The 17,850-nt window shown below is 51.9% G+C and carries 13 protein-coding genes and 1 pseudogene; 4 read left to right on the top strand and 10 right to left on the bottom strand.

All coding sequences use genetic code 11. The features are described from left to right. Positions 1-265: 265 nt before the first annotated feature. The 7 genes from lepB to Q1A48_RS18400 form a co-directional block, all read right to left on the bottom strand. A complete protein-coding gene (lepB, locus tag Q1A48_RS18430; protein WP_299947850.1) occupies positions 266-934 on the bottom strand; it encodes a signal peptidase I in 669 nt (222 codons plus the stop codon). A gap of 984 nt (positions 935-1,918) precedes the next feature. After that, entirely contained in the window at positions 1,919-2,314 is a 396-nt protein-coding gene (locus Q1A48_RS18425; RefSeq protein ID WP_299947848.1) for a hypothetical protein, read from the bottom strand. A 55-nt stretch (positions 2,315-2,369) separates the two neighbouring features. After that, entirely contained in the window at positions 2,370-2,783 is a 414-nt protein-coding gene (locus Q1A48_RS18420) for a hypothetical protein (protein WP_299947846.1), read from the bottom strand. Positions 2,784-2,943: 160 nt separating this feature from the next. Next, entirely contained in the window at positions 2,944-3,342 is a 399-nt protein-coding gene (locus Q1A48_RS18415) for an ACT domain-containing protein (protein ID WP_299947844.1), read from the bottom strand. Between the two features lie 868 nt (positions 3,343-4,210). Beyond that, the gene (locus Q1A48_RS18410) at positions 4,211-4,894 is read right to left on the bottom strand and encodes a hypothetical protein (protein ID WP_299947842.1); all 684 of its coding nucleotides are present in this window, start codon (positions 4,892-4,894) and stop codon (positions 4,211-4,213) included. Positions 4,895-5,043: 149 nt separating this feature from the next. Next, positions 5,044-5,430 (bottom strand): RidA family protein, encoded by a 387-nt coding sequence (locus tag Q1A48_RS18405; protein ID WP_299947840.1) that lies wholly within the window; start codon positions 5,428-5,430, stop codon positions 5,044-5,046. Positions 5,431-5,603: 173 nt separating this feature from the next. Continuing rightward, entirely contained in the window at positions 5,604-6,266 is a 663-nt protein-coding gene (locus tag Q1A48_RS18400) for a class I SAM-dependent methyltransferase (protein ID WP_299947838.1), read from the bottom strand. 188 nt (positions 6,267-6,454) lie between these two features. Between Q1A48_RS18400 and Q1A48_RS18395 the strand changes: the two genes are divergently transcribed. Next, entirely contained in the window at positions 6,455-8,146 is a 1,692-nt protein-coding gene (locus Q1A48_RS18395) for an alpha amylase C-terminal domain-containing protein (RefSeq protein ID WP_299947836.1), read from the top strand. An 88-nt stretch (positions 8,147-8,234) separates the two neighbouring features. Here Q1A48_RS18395 and Q1A48_RS18390 read toward each other — a convergent pair whose 3' ends face one another. Further along, complete coding sequence (locus tag Q1A48_RS18390) at positions 8,235-10,151, bottom strand: alpha-amylase family glycosyl hydrolase (protein ID WP_299947834.1); 1,917 nt, start codon at positions 10,149-10,151, stop codon at positions 8,235-8,237. 63 nt (positions 10,152-10,214) lie between these two features. Next, entirely contained in the window at positions 10,215-12,656 is a 2,442-nt protein-coding gene (locus tag Q1A48_RS18385) for a TIM-barrel domain-containing protein (protein WP_299947832.1), read from the bottom strand. Between the two features lie 189 nt (positions 12,657-12,845). Between Q1A48_RS18385 and Q1A48_RS18380 the strand changes: the two genes are divergently transcribed. Both Q1A48_RS18380 and Q1A48_RS18375 read left to right on the top strand, forming a co-directional pair. Then, complete coding sequence (locus Q1A48_RS18380) at positions 12,846-14,363, top strand: MFS transporter (protein WP_299947829.1); 1,518 nt, start codon at positions 12,846-12,848, stop codon at positions 14,361-14,363. A gap of 236 nt (positions 14,364-14,599) precedes the next feature. Further along, positions 14,600-16,012, top strand: a complete 1,413-nt coding sequence (locus tag Q1A48_RS18375; RefSeq protein WP_299947828.1) for an alanine/glycine:cation symporter family protein — start codon at positions 14,600-14,602, stop codon at positions 16,010-16,012. A gap of 134 nt (positions 16,013-16,146) precedes the next feature. On the opposite strand, the gene Q1A48_RS18370 is transcribed toward Q1A48_RS18375, so the two are convergent. Beyond that, complete coding sequence (locus Q1A48_RS18370; protein WP_299947826.1) at positions 16,147-16,815, bottom strand: L,D-transpeptidase family protein; 669 nt, start codon at positions 16,813-16,815, stop codon at positions 16,147-16,149. A gap of 845 nt (positions 16,816-17,660) precedes the next feature. Here Q1A48_RS18370 and Q1A48_RS18365 point away from each other — a divergent pair. Continuing rightward, positions 17,661-17,850, top strand: a pseudogene (locus Q1A48_RS18365) (hypothetical protein); the annotation flags it as partial.

Here is a 17,850-nt window from a genome sequence, read left to right as displayed (position 1 = left end):
AAAAAGCGAGAAGCCTACGGGCAACTGGCCGCTTTTTCTAGCTCCATTGAGATATGCACTTACAAGTTGAATCTAGGTGATAAATGGTCTGGCGTATAAACGGACTTCATATTTGGGAAAAATACGAAAGGGAGCGTCAAAGGCCCAAATAAAGCCCCTATTACAACCCAGAACGCAACATGGGTTTTTCTACCCCTGGCTACTGAAAAAAAGATGCCCGTGCAAATTGCAAAGAATATCGGTAATATATATAGGGTGTTCATCACTATAGATTTTGTGGTCTGTCGAGGCGCATAAAAAATCTGTTTATGCGGGGAATATAGAAATTATCGTAGTTGAGCGATAGTACAACACTTCTGGATCTGCCGATGATCTCTTGACGTGGAACAAAGCCGATCACCCTGAAGTCTGCACTGTTATCTCTATTGTCACCAAGCACCAGATAGTGATCGGCCGGAACGTCAACTGATTGAAAATCGGATAATGGAGAGCTGCGTTTATCGATGCGAATGAGATGCTCAACACCCAATAAATTTTCCAGTTTGTCGACAGTCAAATTGACAGAAGCGACTATTTTATAATCCAGGTGTTTACCATTGATGATTAATTGATTATCTCTTAACCCAATAGTATCGCCAGGGATACCGATGACACGTTTGACCAATCTGTTCCCGGAGGCCTTTGACTCAAAAACTATGATATCACCTCTGGCGGGGTCAGATAGTTTCCAAAGGGAGATGTTGGTAAAAGGTACTCGGGCATCGTAAACCAATTTATTGACAAGAATTCTGTCGCCTTCGATGATCGTTGGCTTCATTGAGCCGGTTGGTACTGCATTCCAATCCGCACAAGCGCTCCGAAAAGTAAACATTAAGGCGAGTAAGAGTAGCAGCGCTTTATTTTCGGTCCACGTTTTCAAGATCCAACCGTTCATTTCTTGTATCCTTAATCCACTGATAATTGGCCAGAGAGCTGGAAACACGGACCGGAGTGCAGTTCTCCAGCCCTAAATGGGATTGTACCTTGCCGTTTGTAGGCTCGGAGCAAATCCTCCCAAATCCGTATGTGGCACTAAAGCTCTTTTTATAGACTGCGGCATAAGACTTGTCACTCCTTACAAGTGTGCCCAAATGCTACCCCAGCCCTAGGCTTATAGATCTGCGTTGCATATCAGTATACGGTAGGCTTGGCCAAGATCAATACCCCACCTGCATGTATCAAAAAGTGCAGATGCTCAAGGGCATCTATATAAGTTAAGTTTTCCTTAATTTTATCGCCTTGGAGCCCCCATTATTCGGTGCTTACGGGCACCAAAAAAGTAATTTTTAGAGGTGCCCTCAAATTACAGGTACAATAAGCACGTCACCGGTGGGCAGAGGTGAAAATCGCACGCTATTTTCCTATTAGTTTGTACGTCGGTTGCCATTGGTTTTTGTCATCTTGTCTGCATTATCATCTGAGACGTTTTCATGCAATAAGGCAAGAAATAAATTGGATTAGAATAAAGCCTTAAATTTTATTTTCTAATATTCGTTAGTCTATTGACAGCTTATCTGGTTATTTTTCAGCCTTAGTGTATAGCCAGATTAAAATGGAAACCAATTTTTTGTCCAGTGGTGCCAGTTGTATGGGATCGTTAATATTCTCAAAGTACTCCTATAGTAAAAATTTTGTAGTACATTTAATGTAGCTAAAATTTTGGACTGAAAGCCAAATAGTTCGTGACATGGGGAGGAGCGGTTACAGCCCTATTTAAGATAACGCTGTCATAAGTTTGGGTATCAAATTCCATTTGATGATAAGAATAATCCAATGAGGAGTTGTCAGAAGAATACTGAAGATGTGCTTATGAGCTAAAACTTGCATTCCAGCACATATCTTGGCATAGATAAAAGGGCTGATACTTTGCTTGATACGATCATCCACTTTCGCAACAGGTTAACTTTTCAATAAATTGCTTATAACCTTTGACGGCTTCATCTTTTTTCATTGTTTTCCCATGATTGGTATTTTCTATGAGGATTAGCTTCTTTATTGGGCTGCCAGATACATCGTGTAATTGTTGTGAAAATTCCATAGGGGTAATGGAATCATTTTCTCCAACTAAAAATAGCAAAGGATTTTTATAGTTTTTAATTAGATCAATATTGTTAATTTCTTTAAGTTCTTTTGATAGTTTCACAGTATAAAATAATTTGGCCCAGCCTGGCACCAAGTTATTAACCAGTTCAGGTAAAGAGCTTATTGCGCTGTCAAGAATTAGGGCATCAAGCTCTCGCTCATTAGCTACGTAGCTTGCGAGCAAAGATCCCATTGATAACCCATGAACGGCTATGGGGATTCCCTGGGGAAGCTCCACATTAGCAAAATCAAAAACACTTAGGGCATCCTTCTGTAAATTTTAGTATAGTTAATTTATTCATTCCTTTACTAGCGCCTACCCCACGATAATCAAACCAAACTATATTGGCGGGCAATAAAGCAAAATGATTTAAAATATCATGAGATTTGTTGACTTTCATTCCATTGCCGCCAAAAAACACTATGTTGATTCGTGCATCTTTATGTAATAGCTTAATGCCTTTCAGAAGAGCACCATCTTGTGTTGTAAGAGTAACCCCGGATAAATTAATTAGTGGAGAGTGGCTTTTTAATTTTATGGAAATTTTATTTAAATCGATATGTTTCTCGATTGTTTTATCTTGATAAATAAAAGAACTTGCAGTGATATTTGCAGTGCAGCCAGACAACAAAGCCGCTAAAATTATCATATATGCTTTCATGTATGCGACACTCCGTATTCATAATTCGACAATTGATGAGAGAGAAAAAATTCTACTGTCGTTGTATCTCGATATATACTCAGCTATATGTCCATGATCAGTTTGGAGTGGATGCCAGTATGTTGTTGAATCTAATAAATTAGAGGCGTACTTATTTTGATCATTGTACAAATTCACTGAGTGCCCTCATTGCTTTTTTTGCCAATGCACTTTGGACAAAAATATGGTCATGGTAATAACCGGCAACTACATTGGCACTGATGCCGTGCTCAGTCAGCTTCCTTGAAAATGCTGCGGTCAATCCAATAGCATCAAGACTTGAATGAACATTTAATGTGATTTTCTTAAATGAAGATGCATAGCTAAGGCCCTTTTCATCTGCCTTGTACTTGGGGATAACCAGTGTCAGCCCCTCAGATTCTTTAATTGCAGCTACAGGCGCTAAATCCGTATGATCCCCGTATTGCGAACGTCGGAAACTACAGAACACAAACTCATCTTCCGCGAGTTGTGGGGACATCGATACCAGTAGTTTTTTTATATCTTTCTCACCCTTCATGGTCCACCTAGGATATATAAATTGATTGCTATTTCAGAGTGCCGGCAAGTAGCAGAAATTCATGATTGCAGGCTTATGTTTCTTTGACTTTACATGACATTTAAAAGCCGTGGTTTCTTTGATATAAAATCCCGCGCTATGAAGAGTTGGGTACTTTCCTGGGTAAATAATAAAAGAGTGGTGCCGACTAAATGAAATAGCATCTTGCTTGATTGGGTGTGGAAGTCAGTTTTACGTAAATTTTTCAATAGCCTATACCTGTCAGAAGTGCTGATAATAATAAACCGAGAGCACCGAAATAAATCAGCTAACGAAATTCTGGAAAAATGCGACTCCGAAGAAGCCGTCAGAAACTGAAACTGCTGCTATGGATGTATTTGCTTGTGTCAGTCACTTCATGGAATAAGATAACTTGGCAGAATCAATTAAAACTTGGATTACTAAGGGTGGTATTGCCAAAGCGTCGGCATGCGCATGTCCAGCGCGCAAACTGCATTTCATCCAAATCAACGCCCTTGATACTTAAGCCAGTACACCGTGGGGAAGAATGCTCGGCAGTATTATACCAGATGCGAGTATAGCCTCCCGGGGTAATTACACGAATCAATCCTCGTTATTTTACTTAAAGCTGGACGTTGATTGCTGTTATATTGATAAAGGCAGTTGGTATTGTACATGCTAATTTTTAGGATGCAAATTGGTACGTGTACTATATTTAATTGCCGAGAGTCAACAGGCGACTTTATCTTGCGCAAGAGTGCCAACTAAAAAATGTGACCAAGCAATGACTCAGTCACAATCATTAAATGACTGTATCTCGGTACGCTTTAATAGAAATCGATCACCCTTGCTCTAGGCAGACAACCTGTTAGTCTCCTCCACAGCCACCGCTGCAGGTTCCGCTATCTCCACCAGTACTGTCGAAGAAGTTACCACCTGATCCCGGCGCGCCGGATGATCCGACGCATCCGCCAGTGCAACCGATATCCCCCGCGCAATAGCCGTTGTTGCCGTCAGCTCGTGATTTAGCGCTGCCACAGGTGATGTCGTATATGAAGCCGCCCTTAATCTTTAGCCGTTCGTCGAGTGCGAATAGCAGGGGTAATCGGTTGGGTTTTTTGGGATTGATATTTCCCTTGGCGCAGGCTAGGCGCCAGGCGCGCTTGATACCCTCCTGAGCCAGTATCTGTGTGTGCATCCCTTCAGCAGGGGTATGGTGCAGGAAACGGCCCTGAGCCTTGCGACAGAACTGTTTATAGGCGCGGGTAAAGAGGATAAACTCATGCCAGGCAACATCCACTGCCTGCGATGGCATCGCCACTATGCGCTTACCGGCTTGATGGCAAATATAAAAATAATTTTGTAGCCCCTTGAGCACCTGATCGACATCCCTGTTTGTAAGGTGTGGGTAACGCTCTTGCACTTTGCGCCCGATAGCCGGATGGAATTCGAATTGTTCCATAAATTTGAGTTGCCGCGTCTTGTACCCTCGGTATAGCCCATATATTGGCAATGCGATTGCCACCGGATAGCCCAGTAACTCCAACTGCATGGCGTTTTCCTGATTTTAAATTCGGAAGATTCAATATTATTTTATTGCCTTTTCTGCCTGTCCTCATGTGCTCAAGCCCTGGCTGACCAGGCTGCGCTTGCGGTATCTGTTCTCTGGATAAAATTGAGGTTAGGTCCTCCTTCACCAGATTATACCTCAGCCACAACAGCGTCAATTTCTGTTTCTACCAGCCATTCGGGATTGATAAAGCCTTTGACCTCTACCAAAGTACAGGCCGGTCTTATATCACAAAACAGCTCACCGTGAGCAGCTGCTGCCTGCTCCCAGGCTTGAATATCTGTGAGCATAATCCTTGTTCTGATGATATCCTGCGCAGAGCCTCCAGCTTCTTCAATTGCTTTTATGGAAAGATTCAGGCAGTATCTGGTTTGCTTATAAAGATCACCAATAAATACTGTTTTTCCATTTTCTAATGGTGCTGTACCAGAAACAGAAATTTGATTGCCAATTTTACAGGCACGTGAAAAACCAATTGTATTTTCCAAGTGAGACCCTGAGCCCACTAATTTTCTCATAGGTTTTATTCCAATAAAAATAAAATATCGTCATTGATATTACTGTGGTATTTTTTGCAAAAACTATTTCGCTATGTGTCATGGATAAATACAGCAGTGTCCATGCTGTGCGGTATTGCGACTTCAATGGCTTGATCCGCGAAGCAGCGCAGGAGGGGGGAGTGTGTAAAATTTCACCGTCTATTTTTGGCACTGAATAGTGCTACACAGCCTCGTATCTCAATGGAGTGTTCATTGAACCTGTTGTCAAGATACGATTCCAGGTCTCCCTTGCAATCTTCCACGTTGGAAAAGATGCCCTTCTTGTTGTAGATCGCCATGAGCTTTTTCGCCATGGCATTTTTGTGAACTCCCTTCGATAGGATCGTAGAGCCGAATACGGCGCCAGAATCTGAAAGTAGGGTACAGACATGGTCCAGAGCAGAGAGTTTTTCTGTCAGCTTTCCGGGCAGGCAGTGGAACAAGTAATTCAGGGAAATGGTATCAAACTTGCCAGTTGCAATGTTGATTTCATCAAGCACGTTACAGTGAAACTGGAGTGGCCTGTACCGTGCAACGCGGGCAGTAGCAACCTCCAGGCTGTTCTGGTTTAAGTCCATTAGCCCCAGCCTGACCTCATTGGAGGGGAAGCGGCATTTGTTCAGGAAATAACCGGTGCCGACCCCTACATCCAGGTGATTTGAACTAATATGCTGGTTGAAATGCGCCAGAAGGAGGGGCGTAGGGCACTGCCAGATAAAGCGATTGGATAAGCCCAAGACCCAAAGATCATATAGCCTCAGAACCGCTTTGGAATAAACCGCTTGCCCCTGTTCAATTTCTTTGGCAATGGCCATAGTGACCCTCTTGTTTAGACAAGCCATCCAATGCCTGGATTTGGCCCTGCCCGATTGCTGCTGCAGTGGTGCGTAATTGCTGGAAAGCCTGATATGGCGCAGGATATCAAAAGGGGTATGCCAGGCAAACCGGTTCTTTCTCAGCTATAAAGGGTAACAGTGAAAGATAAGAAAATAGAAAAACAAAAATGCAAAATAAGACTCCCCTGAAAAGCTGGCTGGTTGGTGCGGGGCTGGTATTCGGCACCCTGTCCGCTCCCCACACCAGCGCTGGTACCGCCTTTGTACACCTGTTCGAGTGGCCTTGGAACGATATTGCCAGGGAGTGCGAGCACTTCCTCGGGCCCAAGGGTTTTGATGCGGTACAGATCTCGCCACCCAATGAGCATATCAGCCACTCCACCTGGTGGGCGCGCTATCAGCCAGTCACCTACACCAGGCTGGCCAGCCGCAGTGGCACCGAGGAGGCACTGCAGAGCATGATCAGTCGCTGCCACGGGGCGGGGGTGAAAGTGTATGCGGATGTAGTGATCAACCACACTGCGGCCTGGAACGGTGGGGGCATCGGTTGGGGCGGGACCCCTTGGGCCCTGCTGGATCACCCGGAGTTTTCCTTCTGGGACTACCACCCAGATTGCCCCATCGATAACTACAGCGATGCCAATACGGTGTGGCATTGTCGCCTGAGCGGCCTGCCGGACCTGAATACCGGTTCCAGCTATGTGCAGGGCCAACTGGCGGCCTACCTGACGAAGCTGAGAGACCTGGGTGTGGACGGCTTCCGCGTGGATGCGGTCAAGCATATGTCCCCCGGTGATCTAGAGACCATACTGAGCCAGGCTGGCAATCCCTGGATTTTCTCCGAAGTGATCGGTGCGGTGGGGGAGGCCACTGAAATCCAACCGGTCAATTATACCTTCCTCGGTCGTGTAACCGAGTTTCAATACGGTACCGATGTGGCCGGCAACTTCAACGGGCAAATCAAATATCTGGCCAGTATTGGTGAAAGCTGGGGGCTGTTGCCCTCCGGCGATGCGGTGAACTTTATCGATAATCACGACCGGGAGCGCGGCCACGGTGGTGGCGGTAACCTCACCTATCGCGATGGCGCCAGGTACAATCTGGCCAATGTCTTTATGCTGGCGCACCCCTACGGCTATCCGAAGGTGATGTCCGGCTACCACTTTACCGATACCGATGCCGGCCCCCCCGGCAATGGCCCCAACCACTGTAACAATGGCGCGTGGGTGTGCCAGCACCGCTGGGGCAATATTGCCAATATGGTGGGGTTTCGCAATGATGTGCATGGCACCGGCATGAACAACTGGTGGGATAACGGCAATAACCAGATCGCCTTTGGCCGCGGCAACAAGGGCTTTGTGGTGATCAATAATGAGGGCGGCGCTCTGCATGAGACTCTCTATACCGGCCTGCCCGCAGGGCACTACTGCAATGTACTTGCGGGCGAGAGCGCGTGCAGCGGCGCCGTGATTGCTGTGGATGGCAATGGCTACGGCACTTTCCGTGTTGCGCCCAATACTGCCGCGGCGATTTACGCCGGCCGCATGGCCACGCCCTGTGACGATTGTTATGGACAGAATTTTCCCAGCCTGTACTTTCGCGGCACGGTCAGTAACTGGGGCGCCGAGGCCATGGAATTGGTGGCGGATAACCTCTGGGAGATTCAGGTACGCTTTGATGGCCGGCCCCTGCAGCGTTTTAAGTTCGATATCAGGGCGGATTGGAGCGAGAATTACGGGGATAATGAGCGTGATGGTATTCTGGATCGAAATGGGGCGGATATCGATACCAATGTGCGCGGCAACTACCGGGTGCGGGTGAATGACCAGAGTATGACTTACCGCCTGGTTGCGCTTTAGGCGCTGTTTGCTCCGGGGCTGATCCAAACATCACTGCGGTTTTCCCGCCCGAGTGAATGGATCAGTGATGCTTGCACAATCAACCCGGCTATAGCGTCGGGTTGACTGCCTCTACTTTCCCATTCTTCAATTGGAAAATATGGCTCTCATAGGGCGCTAGCTCCAGGGCGATAAGCCCCGTCTTTTCCCCGACAAACAAGTCTACACTCCGGCCGCTAATCTGGCCCAGCAGGCGATAATGGCCCTGACTCAAGTGCCACTGTTGCAGCAGTGCTTCTGGAATCTGCAAACCGAACGTTGCAGCCGTATCGCCGAAGTTGGCCACCACCAGCAGTTTCTCCCCACCGTGCCATCGCGCAAAGGCAAATTGTTTGTCGCCATAGCCGGGGCTGTGTGCGCGGTTGTAGCCGTGCAGGTCCGCATACTGTCCGCGCAGAGCGCTGCTGGCGGTGGAGAAGTTCAGAAGGCGCTGGTAGAAAGTCCGCAGCGCCCTTTCCGCATCTGTGAGCTGCGCTGTATCGAAATTGCCGTTATTGTTCCAGCGGCGCACACTGGGGATCGACCAGTAATCAAAAATGGTGGTGCGGCTGGCCTTGCCGAAGCCTGCATCGTCGCTTGCCGGTTCCCCCAGTTCCTGACCGAAATAGACCAGTGTGGGGGCGGGGGAGAGGGTGGTGGAAACCAGCATGGCCGGTTTGCCCGCTTCGGCGCTATCGGCAAATCTCCCGCTGGCGATACGCTGTTCATCATGGTTCTCCATAAAGCGCAGCAGATGGGCGGAGATGTCCTGCAGGTCCGCTTGGATTTCCGCGATCTTGTCGGTGCTGCCCGTTCCCTGCAAGACTGCGCGGATGGCATCGTAGGTGCCGACTTTATCGTAGAGAAAATCCATTTTGCCCAGGTACAGGTAATCGCGGTAGCGCGCCGGGGTATAGATTTCTGCAAGCAACAGGGCGTCGGGTTTGCGCATTTTAATCGAGGTGTTCAGGTAGCTCCAGAATTCTACCGGCACCATGCCGGCCATATCGTAGCGGAATCCGTCCACGCCAAAATCCAGCCAGTAGTGGGCGATATCGCGGAACTTTTTCCAGGTGTCCGGCACTTCCTGGCCCGTCCAGAACTGGGCGTGGGCACGGTAGTCGCGCCCGGCATATTCTGCCGGCAGCTCGGGAAAATGCGTGCTGCCGTCCGGGCGCACGCCAAAATTGATCTTGACCGTCTCGTACCAGTCGTCAAACCCAGGTTGTGCGCTGCGCGCACCGTTGCCGGTCCACTTGGCCGGGCTTTCTGAAAACCGTCCGTCCACAAGGGGATTGGTTTCGCCATTGAGGGGTCGGTAGCCGTTTTCGGCAACCGGCACGCGGAAATCTTTGCCCACCACGTAATAGAAATTGTTATTGCGCGCGTAGGTGACCCGGGTATTGTCGTCAGCACCGAAGTCGCGTATTCCCTGGGGCTTGTGCAAAGACTGGTAGGCGCGGGCGACGTGGTTGGGCACTATATCGATCATCACCTTGAGGCCAGCCGCGTGGCTGCGCTCCACCAGCGCGCGGAATTCCTGCAAACGCGTTGCGGGATTGTCAGCGAGATCCGGGTTTACGCTGTAGTAATCCTTAATGGCATAGGGGGAGCCGGCACGACCTTTGACCACGTCCGGGTCGTCATTATTGATGCCGAATGTCGTGTAGTCGCCCACCAGGGCGTGGTGCAGGACTCCGGTATACCAGATATGGGTGGCGCCGAGCGCGTGAATTTCCTCCAGTGCTTTGGGGGTAAAGTCGGAAAACTTGCCCACGCCGTTTTCTGCAATGGTGCCCCAGGGTTTATTGGTGTTATTGGTGTTGCCAAAAAGACGCGGCAGCACTTGGTAGATGACCGCTTTTTCCTGAGCGACCTCCAGAGTGGGGGGTGTCTGTTCCGGAGCGCTTTTGTGTCCGCAGCCCGCGGCACCCAGCAGGGTAGCGGCGAGCAGCTTGGCAATCAATGGGGAATAGGATGTTTTCATCTTGCCCTGATTCTGTTGGGTAAATGGTTTTTTCGGTCGCTGGTCAATACACCTTTGCCTGGGTTATGGATTTTTAACCGTCAACGTCAGCGGCGCCCTGTGCCAATCAAATTTTACCAGCAGTTGCTGTGCGCGCTTGTGGTACCAGGCTCCGCGCTCCGCTTGGTTAAAGGCCTTTTCACTCAGAAGGCGTGGCAGGGCTTCTCCGCCAACTTCCAGTGTCGCCGGAACCGCTTGCCAGTTGTGGATTTTTAGGGTGATTGTGCGGGATTCCGGCATCCCCGCGTAGCCGCCACCCTCGCGTTTAAAGGAAAAACTGAGGCCCCGGGTATTTCTGTGTGCGGAAAAATGCAGTTTTTCATATTTGCCCAGAGCAAAAGCGTTAGCGGTCTTGCCGTCATCTTCATAGATATAGCTGCTGGAAGCTGGAGCGGATTTGTGGGCGTAGTAATCCAGGGTCAGGGTTTTACTGGTGTAGTCACGGCTGGTGTTGATATCCCCGATAGTGGGAATAAAAGCCCCCGCCCGCACCAGCACCGGAATGGTTTCCAGGTCCACTGGCACCAGGGCCTGATCGCCGGTATAGCGGGTGTCATTCCAATAATCAAACCAGGTGCCGCCGGGGAGTTTCACCGCAACTGTATCCATACCGGCTTCGACAACCGGGGCCACCAGGAAATCATTGCCCCACAGGTAGGCATGCTTAACGTCGAGCAGGGACAAGTCGCTTTCGTTTTCAAAGAACAGCGGGCGCATCAGCGGCAGGCCTGTCTGGCTGTTTTCGAAGGCAAGGGTGTAATTGTAAGGCAGCAGGCGATAGCGCAGTTTGACGTATTCACGCAGGATATTGCGGGTGCGGCGGTCGTGGAACACCGGCTCCGAGGCGATATGTTCCTGGGCGTGGGGGCGGTATACCGGCTGGAATACGCCATATTGCAGCCAGCGGATATAGAGTTCGCGGTCAAATTTGTCACCGCCGGCAAAACCGCCCAGATCCGAATGGGTGTAGCCGAATCCAAGCAGGCCCATGCCCAGAGCCAATTCCACCTGCGGTTGCAGGCCGCCCCACTCCCGCGCCACATCGCCGGTCCAGGGGATCATGCCGTAGCGCTGGGAGCCGGCAAAGCCGGCGCGCATCATGATAAAGGGACGGCGCTCGGGGTATTTTGCCGTTTGTCGCTCGTACAGCAGTTGTGCCCAGGTGTGACCAAAGGCGTTGTGAATTTCATCCGCCATGCCGATAGCGTGTACGGTGTCGGCGGGGTGTACTTCCGGCTCGCCCAGATCGCCCCACCAGCCGGAAACCCCCTGGTCCAGCAGGCCGTCATAGATATTCCAGAACCAGTCGCGGCCATCTTTGGAGAAGACATCGATGAGGCCGGTATTGCCAAAATAGAAATCAAAACGCTTGGGGCCGCCGGCCAGGTTTTTCGCCAGGGCATTGCTGGCCACCGCTTCCTGCCAGCGCGCAGAGGTGGACAGGACAAAGGGCTCGGTGACCAGGATGGTGTTGATACCCCGCTCATTCAGCTCGGCCATCATTTTTTCCGGCGCGGGGAAGGCTTTTTTGTCCCAGGCCAGGTTGCCCATATGGCCCTTGATGTCGGCGCCGAACCAGTAGAGGTCGAGCACCACCGCATCCAGGGGGAAGTCCTCTTCGGTGAATTTGTCCACAGTCGCGCGCACTTCTTCCTCACTGTGGTAGCCAAAACGCGAGGCGAAGTTGCCCAGGGCCCAGCGCGGCGGCAAGGGTTGTCTGCCGGTGACATTCACGTAGTTTTCCACAAGCTGTGGATAAGTCTCGCCAGCTACCACGATATAGGCGGTGCGCCCGGCGACAGCTTCAAATTGCAGAATGTCCTGTTCACTGGCACCCAGGTCGAGGGTGCCAGTGGCGGTGTTGTCGAACAGCAGCAGATACTTGTTGCTGGATACCACGGCCGGCAGGGAGAAATACATCTGGGGGGATTCCGTGGTGTAGCCGTAGTGGGCGCGGTTATACAGCGGCAGGCGCTGGCCACGGCGGTCCATGCCCAGTACCCGCTCCCCGCCACCGAGCAGTTTCTCGCCGGGTGCCAGCGCAAAACGAAATCCGCGCAGGGTGTCGCTGGCGAAAAAGCCGCTCTCCTCACTTAAGAGCCGCTCTTGCCCGCGCAGGTACTCAATATGAAATGGCGACTTGTGAATGACCGCGTTCAGGCTACCGACGCGATAGCTGAATTTGCCCTCGTCTTCGCTCAGGATTGCCTCTGGCCCACTCTTTTTGCCGGAAGCGATGGCGAAAGAGGGCAGTTGCTTCAGGCCATCGCGGCGGTAGTGGATTTCCAGGGCGGAGGGCCCCACCGGGGTAAGGGTGACCTCGCCATCGGTGATCTGGATGGTCAGCGCATTGTCGCTCTCAAAGTGACCTTGATAGCTTCTTAGTTCCTGGGCATGGGCCTGGATAAACAAACAGAGCGTGGCGGCGAGGGCGAGAAAGCGCTGGTGTGAGAATGTTGCGGTCATCAAGCGGAACTTCAGTTAATGGTTTAGCGGTCATTTTTGGTGCCAGTCTCCTGTGGGGGTACACTGAGCCCAAGCCTATGCTAGTGCGCTGTTTGGAGCCCGCATCCTCCCCGGTGGGGGGGGAGGGAATCTCCCCGGGGCTCGTGCCAGAATGGCAAAATAAGCATAACGAGAGTTGCGGTGATTCCTATGACCCCATCAGCGAGCAGCGCCTGCGCGCCGCAAGTTCAGCAACCGCGCCTGCCGTTCTGGCAGGTGTGGAATCTCAGCCTTGGTTTCCTCGGGGTGCAGTTCGGTTTTTCCCTGCAAAACGCCAATGCCAGCCGCATACTCTCGGATCTGGGCGCGGACCTGCACGCCCTGTCCCTGTTCTGGATAGTGGCGCCGCTGATGGGGTTGATAGTACAGCCGCTTGTTGGCTCCGCCTCGGATCATACCTGGAACCGCTTTGGCCGCCGCAATCCCTATATTTTGTTTGGCGCTGTTGCCGCGGCACTGGGGATGGTGTTTATGCCCAATGCCGGCATTGTGGTTGCCCTGGTGGCGCCGATCCTGTTCGGCGCTGTGATGCTGGCGCTGATGGATGCCGCCTTCAATGTCACCATGCAGCCGTTTAGGGCCCTGGTGGCGGATATGGTGCCTTCCCAGCAGCGCACCCTGGGCTATTCGATCCAGTCGCTGTTGATCAATATCGGTGCGATCCTGGGCTCTATGCTGCCCTTTATTCTGACCAATGTGATCGGCCTGGAAAACACTTCGCGCGGCGGTGCAGTGGCGCCCTCGGTTATCTGGGCCTTCTATATCGGCGCTACGGTACTGCTCGGCAGTGTGCTCTGGACAGTAGTGCGTACCAGAGAGTACCCGCCGAGTCAGTATAACGCCTACAAGGGTATTGATGCCGGGCAACTGCAACAGGAAGGGGAGCAGCGGCGGTCCTTGGGGCAGCGCCTGGGGGGCTTTTGCCAGCTCCTGATCAGGATGCCGCGTACCATGCGGCAATTGGCCCTGGTGCAGTTCTTCTCCTGGTTTGCCCTGTTTATCATGTGGGTCTACACCATGCCAGCCATTACCCAGCATGTGTGGGGTGTCGAGGCTAAGTGGTTCGATCCCGGTTATCTGAAAACGGTCGGTGAGATCCCCGCACATATCGCTGCGGCGAAAGGGGCAGCCGGTGACTGGGTAGGGATTATCTTCGCCGCTTATTCACTGTTTGCCGCCCTCTTTTCCCTGATTTTGACTCGGGTGGCGCAGACCCTGGGGCGCAAGCTGACTTATTCTTTGTCCCTGGCATTGGGGGGCCTGGGCTATATTGGCTTCCTGTTATGCCAGGGTGGCGCACCCACGCAGGTGGACCTGCTTATCACTCAGGTCACGGTGCCCAGCGGAGCCCTCGGCCTGCTATTGCCAATGGCGGGGGTGGGTATTGCCTGGGCAGCAATCCTGGCTATGCCCTATGCGATCCTCTCCGACTCCCTGCCGGCCAGTAAAACCGGTGTTTATATGGGTATCTTTAATTTCACCATCGCCGCACCACAAATTGTCTCTGCGCTGGTTGCCGGCCTGGTCCTGAAAACAGTGTTTCAGAACCAGGCGATTTATATCATCGTGTTGGCCGGTGTGAGCATGCTGCTCGCGGCTCTGTCTGTATTTTTTGTACGGGAGCCACAGCCAGTGACGAAGGTGCTGGAGACAAGTACTGCGAACTGAAAAGACTGGTCAAGTAGGCATTCAAGTGGGTTTTTCGTGACTTGTGTCATTTTCCCCTTGGAAAATACGGGCGCAACGGCTGCGGAGTGCCCCTGTTTCAGGAGTCCACTAAACAGCAGCGAGCTCCTTGGCCGCGCTGTTTTTGTTCGCCGGCGTTTTTACATAACCGGGGTTTTTTGACAGGGAGACACAGATCTACATAGACTGCCTTGAACCAAGATGCCCAACTACACCCTATGTCTTTTTTCAATGCGCTCGATTCTGCCTTGCAGGCCTTTGCCAGTTTTGTCTGGGGCCCGCCACTATTGGGACTCCTGCTCGGCGGTGGCCTGGCCCTGCTGGTGTATTCCCGTGGCCGCCCTTACCGGCACCTGGGCCACAGTATTGGGTTGCTGAGTGGCCGCTACGACGATCCCGGTGATCCCGGCCAGGTTTCCCATAGCCAGGCCCTGTCCACTGCGCTCTCCGGCACTCTTGGGCTTGGCAATATTGCCGGTGTGGCGATTGCCATTACCATGGGCGGACCTGGCGCTATTTTCTGGATGTGGGCCACCGCCCTGGTGGGGGTGGCGACCAAATTCTATACCGCCACCCTGGCAGTGATGTTCCGCGGCCGTGATGCGCATGGTGAATTGCAGGGGGGGCCCATGTATGTCATCCGCGAAGGACTGGGCCGGCGCTGGATGCCCTTGGGCGTGCTATTCGCGCTGGCGGGGTTGTGCGGTATGTTGCCGGTATTCCAGTCCAACCAGACTACCCAGCTGTTGCGCGAGTCATTTGCCGAGCCCCTGGGCTGGATCGCGCCGGGCGGATCGTTGGTATTCGATTTTGCCATCGGCCTTTTGCTGGCTATCGCCTCTGCCTTTGTAATTGCCGGGCGTATACAGCGCATCGGTAAATTCTCAGTGCATATAGTGCCCGGCATGGTGTTGTTTTACCTGGCGTTGACCCTGATTGTGATCGCCAGCTTCTGGGAGCAGGTGCCAACGGCTTTTGCCCTGATTTTCAGCGATGCCTTTAGTGGCCAGGCAGTTGCGGGCGGTGCCCTGGGCACAGTGATTACCATCGGCGTGAGCCGGGGTGCCTTCTCCAATGAAGCGGGGATCGGCACTGAGTCACTGGCCCACGGCGCGGCCAAAACCCGGGAACCGGTTCGCGAGGGGGTTGTCGCCATGCTGGGGCCCATCGTGGACACCCTGGTGGTGTGTACCTGCACGGCTCTGGTGATTTTGCTCACTGGGGTCTGGCAGCAGGGCGAAGGGGTGGCTGGTGTAACCCTGACCGCCCAGGCATTTGCACAGGTTTTCGGCCAGTCCGGCCCCATCCTGCTGCTGCTGATGGTGCTGCCCCTGGCCTTCAGTACTATTGTCACCTGCTGGTATTACGGTATGAAGTGCTATGTATTTTTGTTTCGCGGGCGCTGGCAGAACCTGTACACAGCGCTGTATTTGATGCTGATTGTGCTTGGTGCGGTGGCCTCCCTGAGTGCGGTAAACAGTATCATTATCGGCATGTATGCCGTAATGGCCATTCCCACAATGCTATCTACACTGTTGCTGGCAAAGCATGTCAACCGTGCGGCCCACGATTACTTTACCCGCCCGGGCGCCGTGCAACGGGCACGCAGCGAAGATCTCGCTCCCCAATAACATCCACCATAAAAAAGGCGGACCATAAGGTCCGCGCCTTTTAGCAGTATTGACAGTGATTGGCCGGTCCGGCTTACGCGCCGGATTACCTATCTGTCCGCCACACAGTTTGCCGGGCTGATAACCACCTAAGCCTAACGGACAACGGAAACCCGAGTACCGACTCTGGCATGGCGATAGAAAACCTTCGCCATATGCCAGGGCAGGCGAATACAGCCGTGGGAGTCCGGATAGCCCGGTACCCGACCGGCATGCATGGTGACGGGGCCGTTAATGCGCATCATATAGTCCATGGAGGCGCCGCGAAAAACAGAACCCCGGGGTCTGCGGTGGCGGCGCACATCGACGTTGCTGCGCATCACGTAGCCACGGCGGCTTATATAGTGCCCGTACAGGTTGGAGCGGTGGCTGTATTTTTTCTCGGAAATACGGAAGTTGCCTGTGGGTGTCCTGAAACCGGCTTTGCCGGTGGAGACTGGAGACATGCCTGCCAGGCGTCTGCCCTTGTAAAAATAAGCCATCTGATCACTGAGGTCGATCACAATCCGGGACGCGCCCGATACATGGGGCCGAAACCACATATGGCCTCCATAGGTCGAGTGGGCCTGCCTGGCGCCGTGGCGCAGATAAGGATTGGAGTAGTCGATAGCGGATACCAGCGGGCTCAGAACCATCGATCCGATCAGCAACAGGGCTGCGACCAGGGATGAGTTTTTCAGCCGGGAAGAGCGACATTTCTGTCGGAGCGATTGATAGCCTTGCAGTAAAGACTGGTTTTTTTGCAGCGAAGGTTGGCTATGCATTACACACCTCTCTATTGCCAGTGGGCTGTGTAAACAACAGCGGATTGCAAACAGTACCGTTGTCAGGCCGGGCGCAGGAAGACACTGCCGCTTATGCCGGAATCTGCCAACAGTCAGTGATTCCCCAATGCAGATTGCCGTTATACCCGGCATCACCCGCGGGATGGGTTAGCAGCGGTTTTGCCACTGCAGGTCCAGTCGATATTAGGGTGGTGCTTTTAGGGCGATCACATCAAAAAGAAATAAGTGCGAAATTGGTTAGAGAAGAATCGATAGATTTGAATGGAAACGGCAATTAAGAGGTGCGTTGCACGGCGCTTTCCCGAAAGCCAGCGGGCACGTTGTATCCAAAATTTTGCAGTGCAGGAGTCGTCAGGCCAGGTGGTGAATTTCACTAATGTGGGGCCGCCCTGTATTTTTTATCGTGGCCACCCATGGCCTTAAAATACAGGGCGGAGGTGGGATCGGTGCAATGGTGAAGTGCTGTCTCAGAATTTCCTGAAAATTGGAAGCAATCTGTTTTGCAGGGAATAGAATAGGGTTGTCCGGGTTGAATGGGTTTGAATGATGATGACATTGGATAGCCATTCTTGTCAGATTTTAAAAAGTGGAGCACCTAACCAGTTGCATCTTAAGGTTTTTCTGGCGACATAATTTTTACCCTCTCATCGCGTTTTCTTTTTCGCATCAAATGAATGCGGTTTTTATACAAATTGATACTTTTTCGTCACTTAGTGGTGCTGGAACAGTCACTGTAATAATTTGTGATCGAATCCAGTTGACCAGAATGCCATGAAATGATAAAAATGCGCCATAATATAATAAATTGTTGTAAGGAAGTTGTAGTGACAGGGTTGTTCCGCCAGCAAGCCATGGAAAAACAAGCAGATCGCCTGCATGGTGAGATTCTGCTTCTGCCACGCCTTTCACACACCGTCATTTTGTCATTGCTACTAGTCTGGGTGGTTGTTGTCGTTATCTGGCTCGCCGGCAGCCACTATGCCCGCAAGGAAAGCGTAACTGGTTGGCTGGAAC

The organism is uncultured Microbulbifer sp. (assembly GCF_947489355.1).
Taxonomy (GTDB): domain Bacteria; phylum Pseudomonadota; class Gammaproteobacteria; order Pseudomonadales; family Cellvibrionaceae; genus Microbulbifer.
Note: the sequence above shows the minus strand (reverse complement) of the source record. Positions and strands in the feature narration are given on the sequence as shown.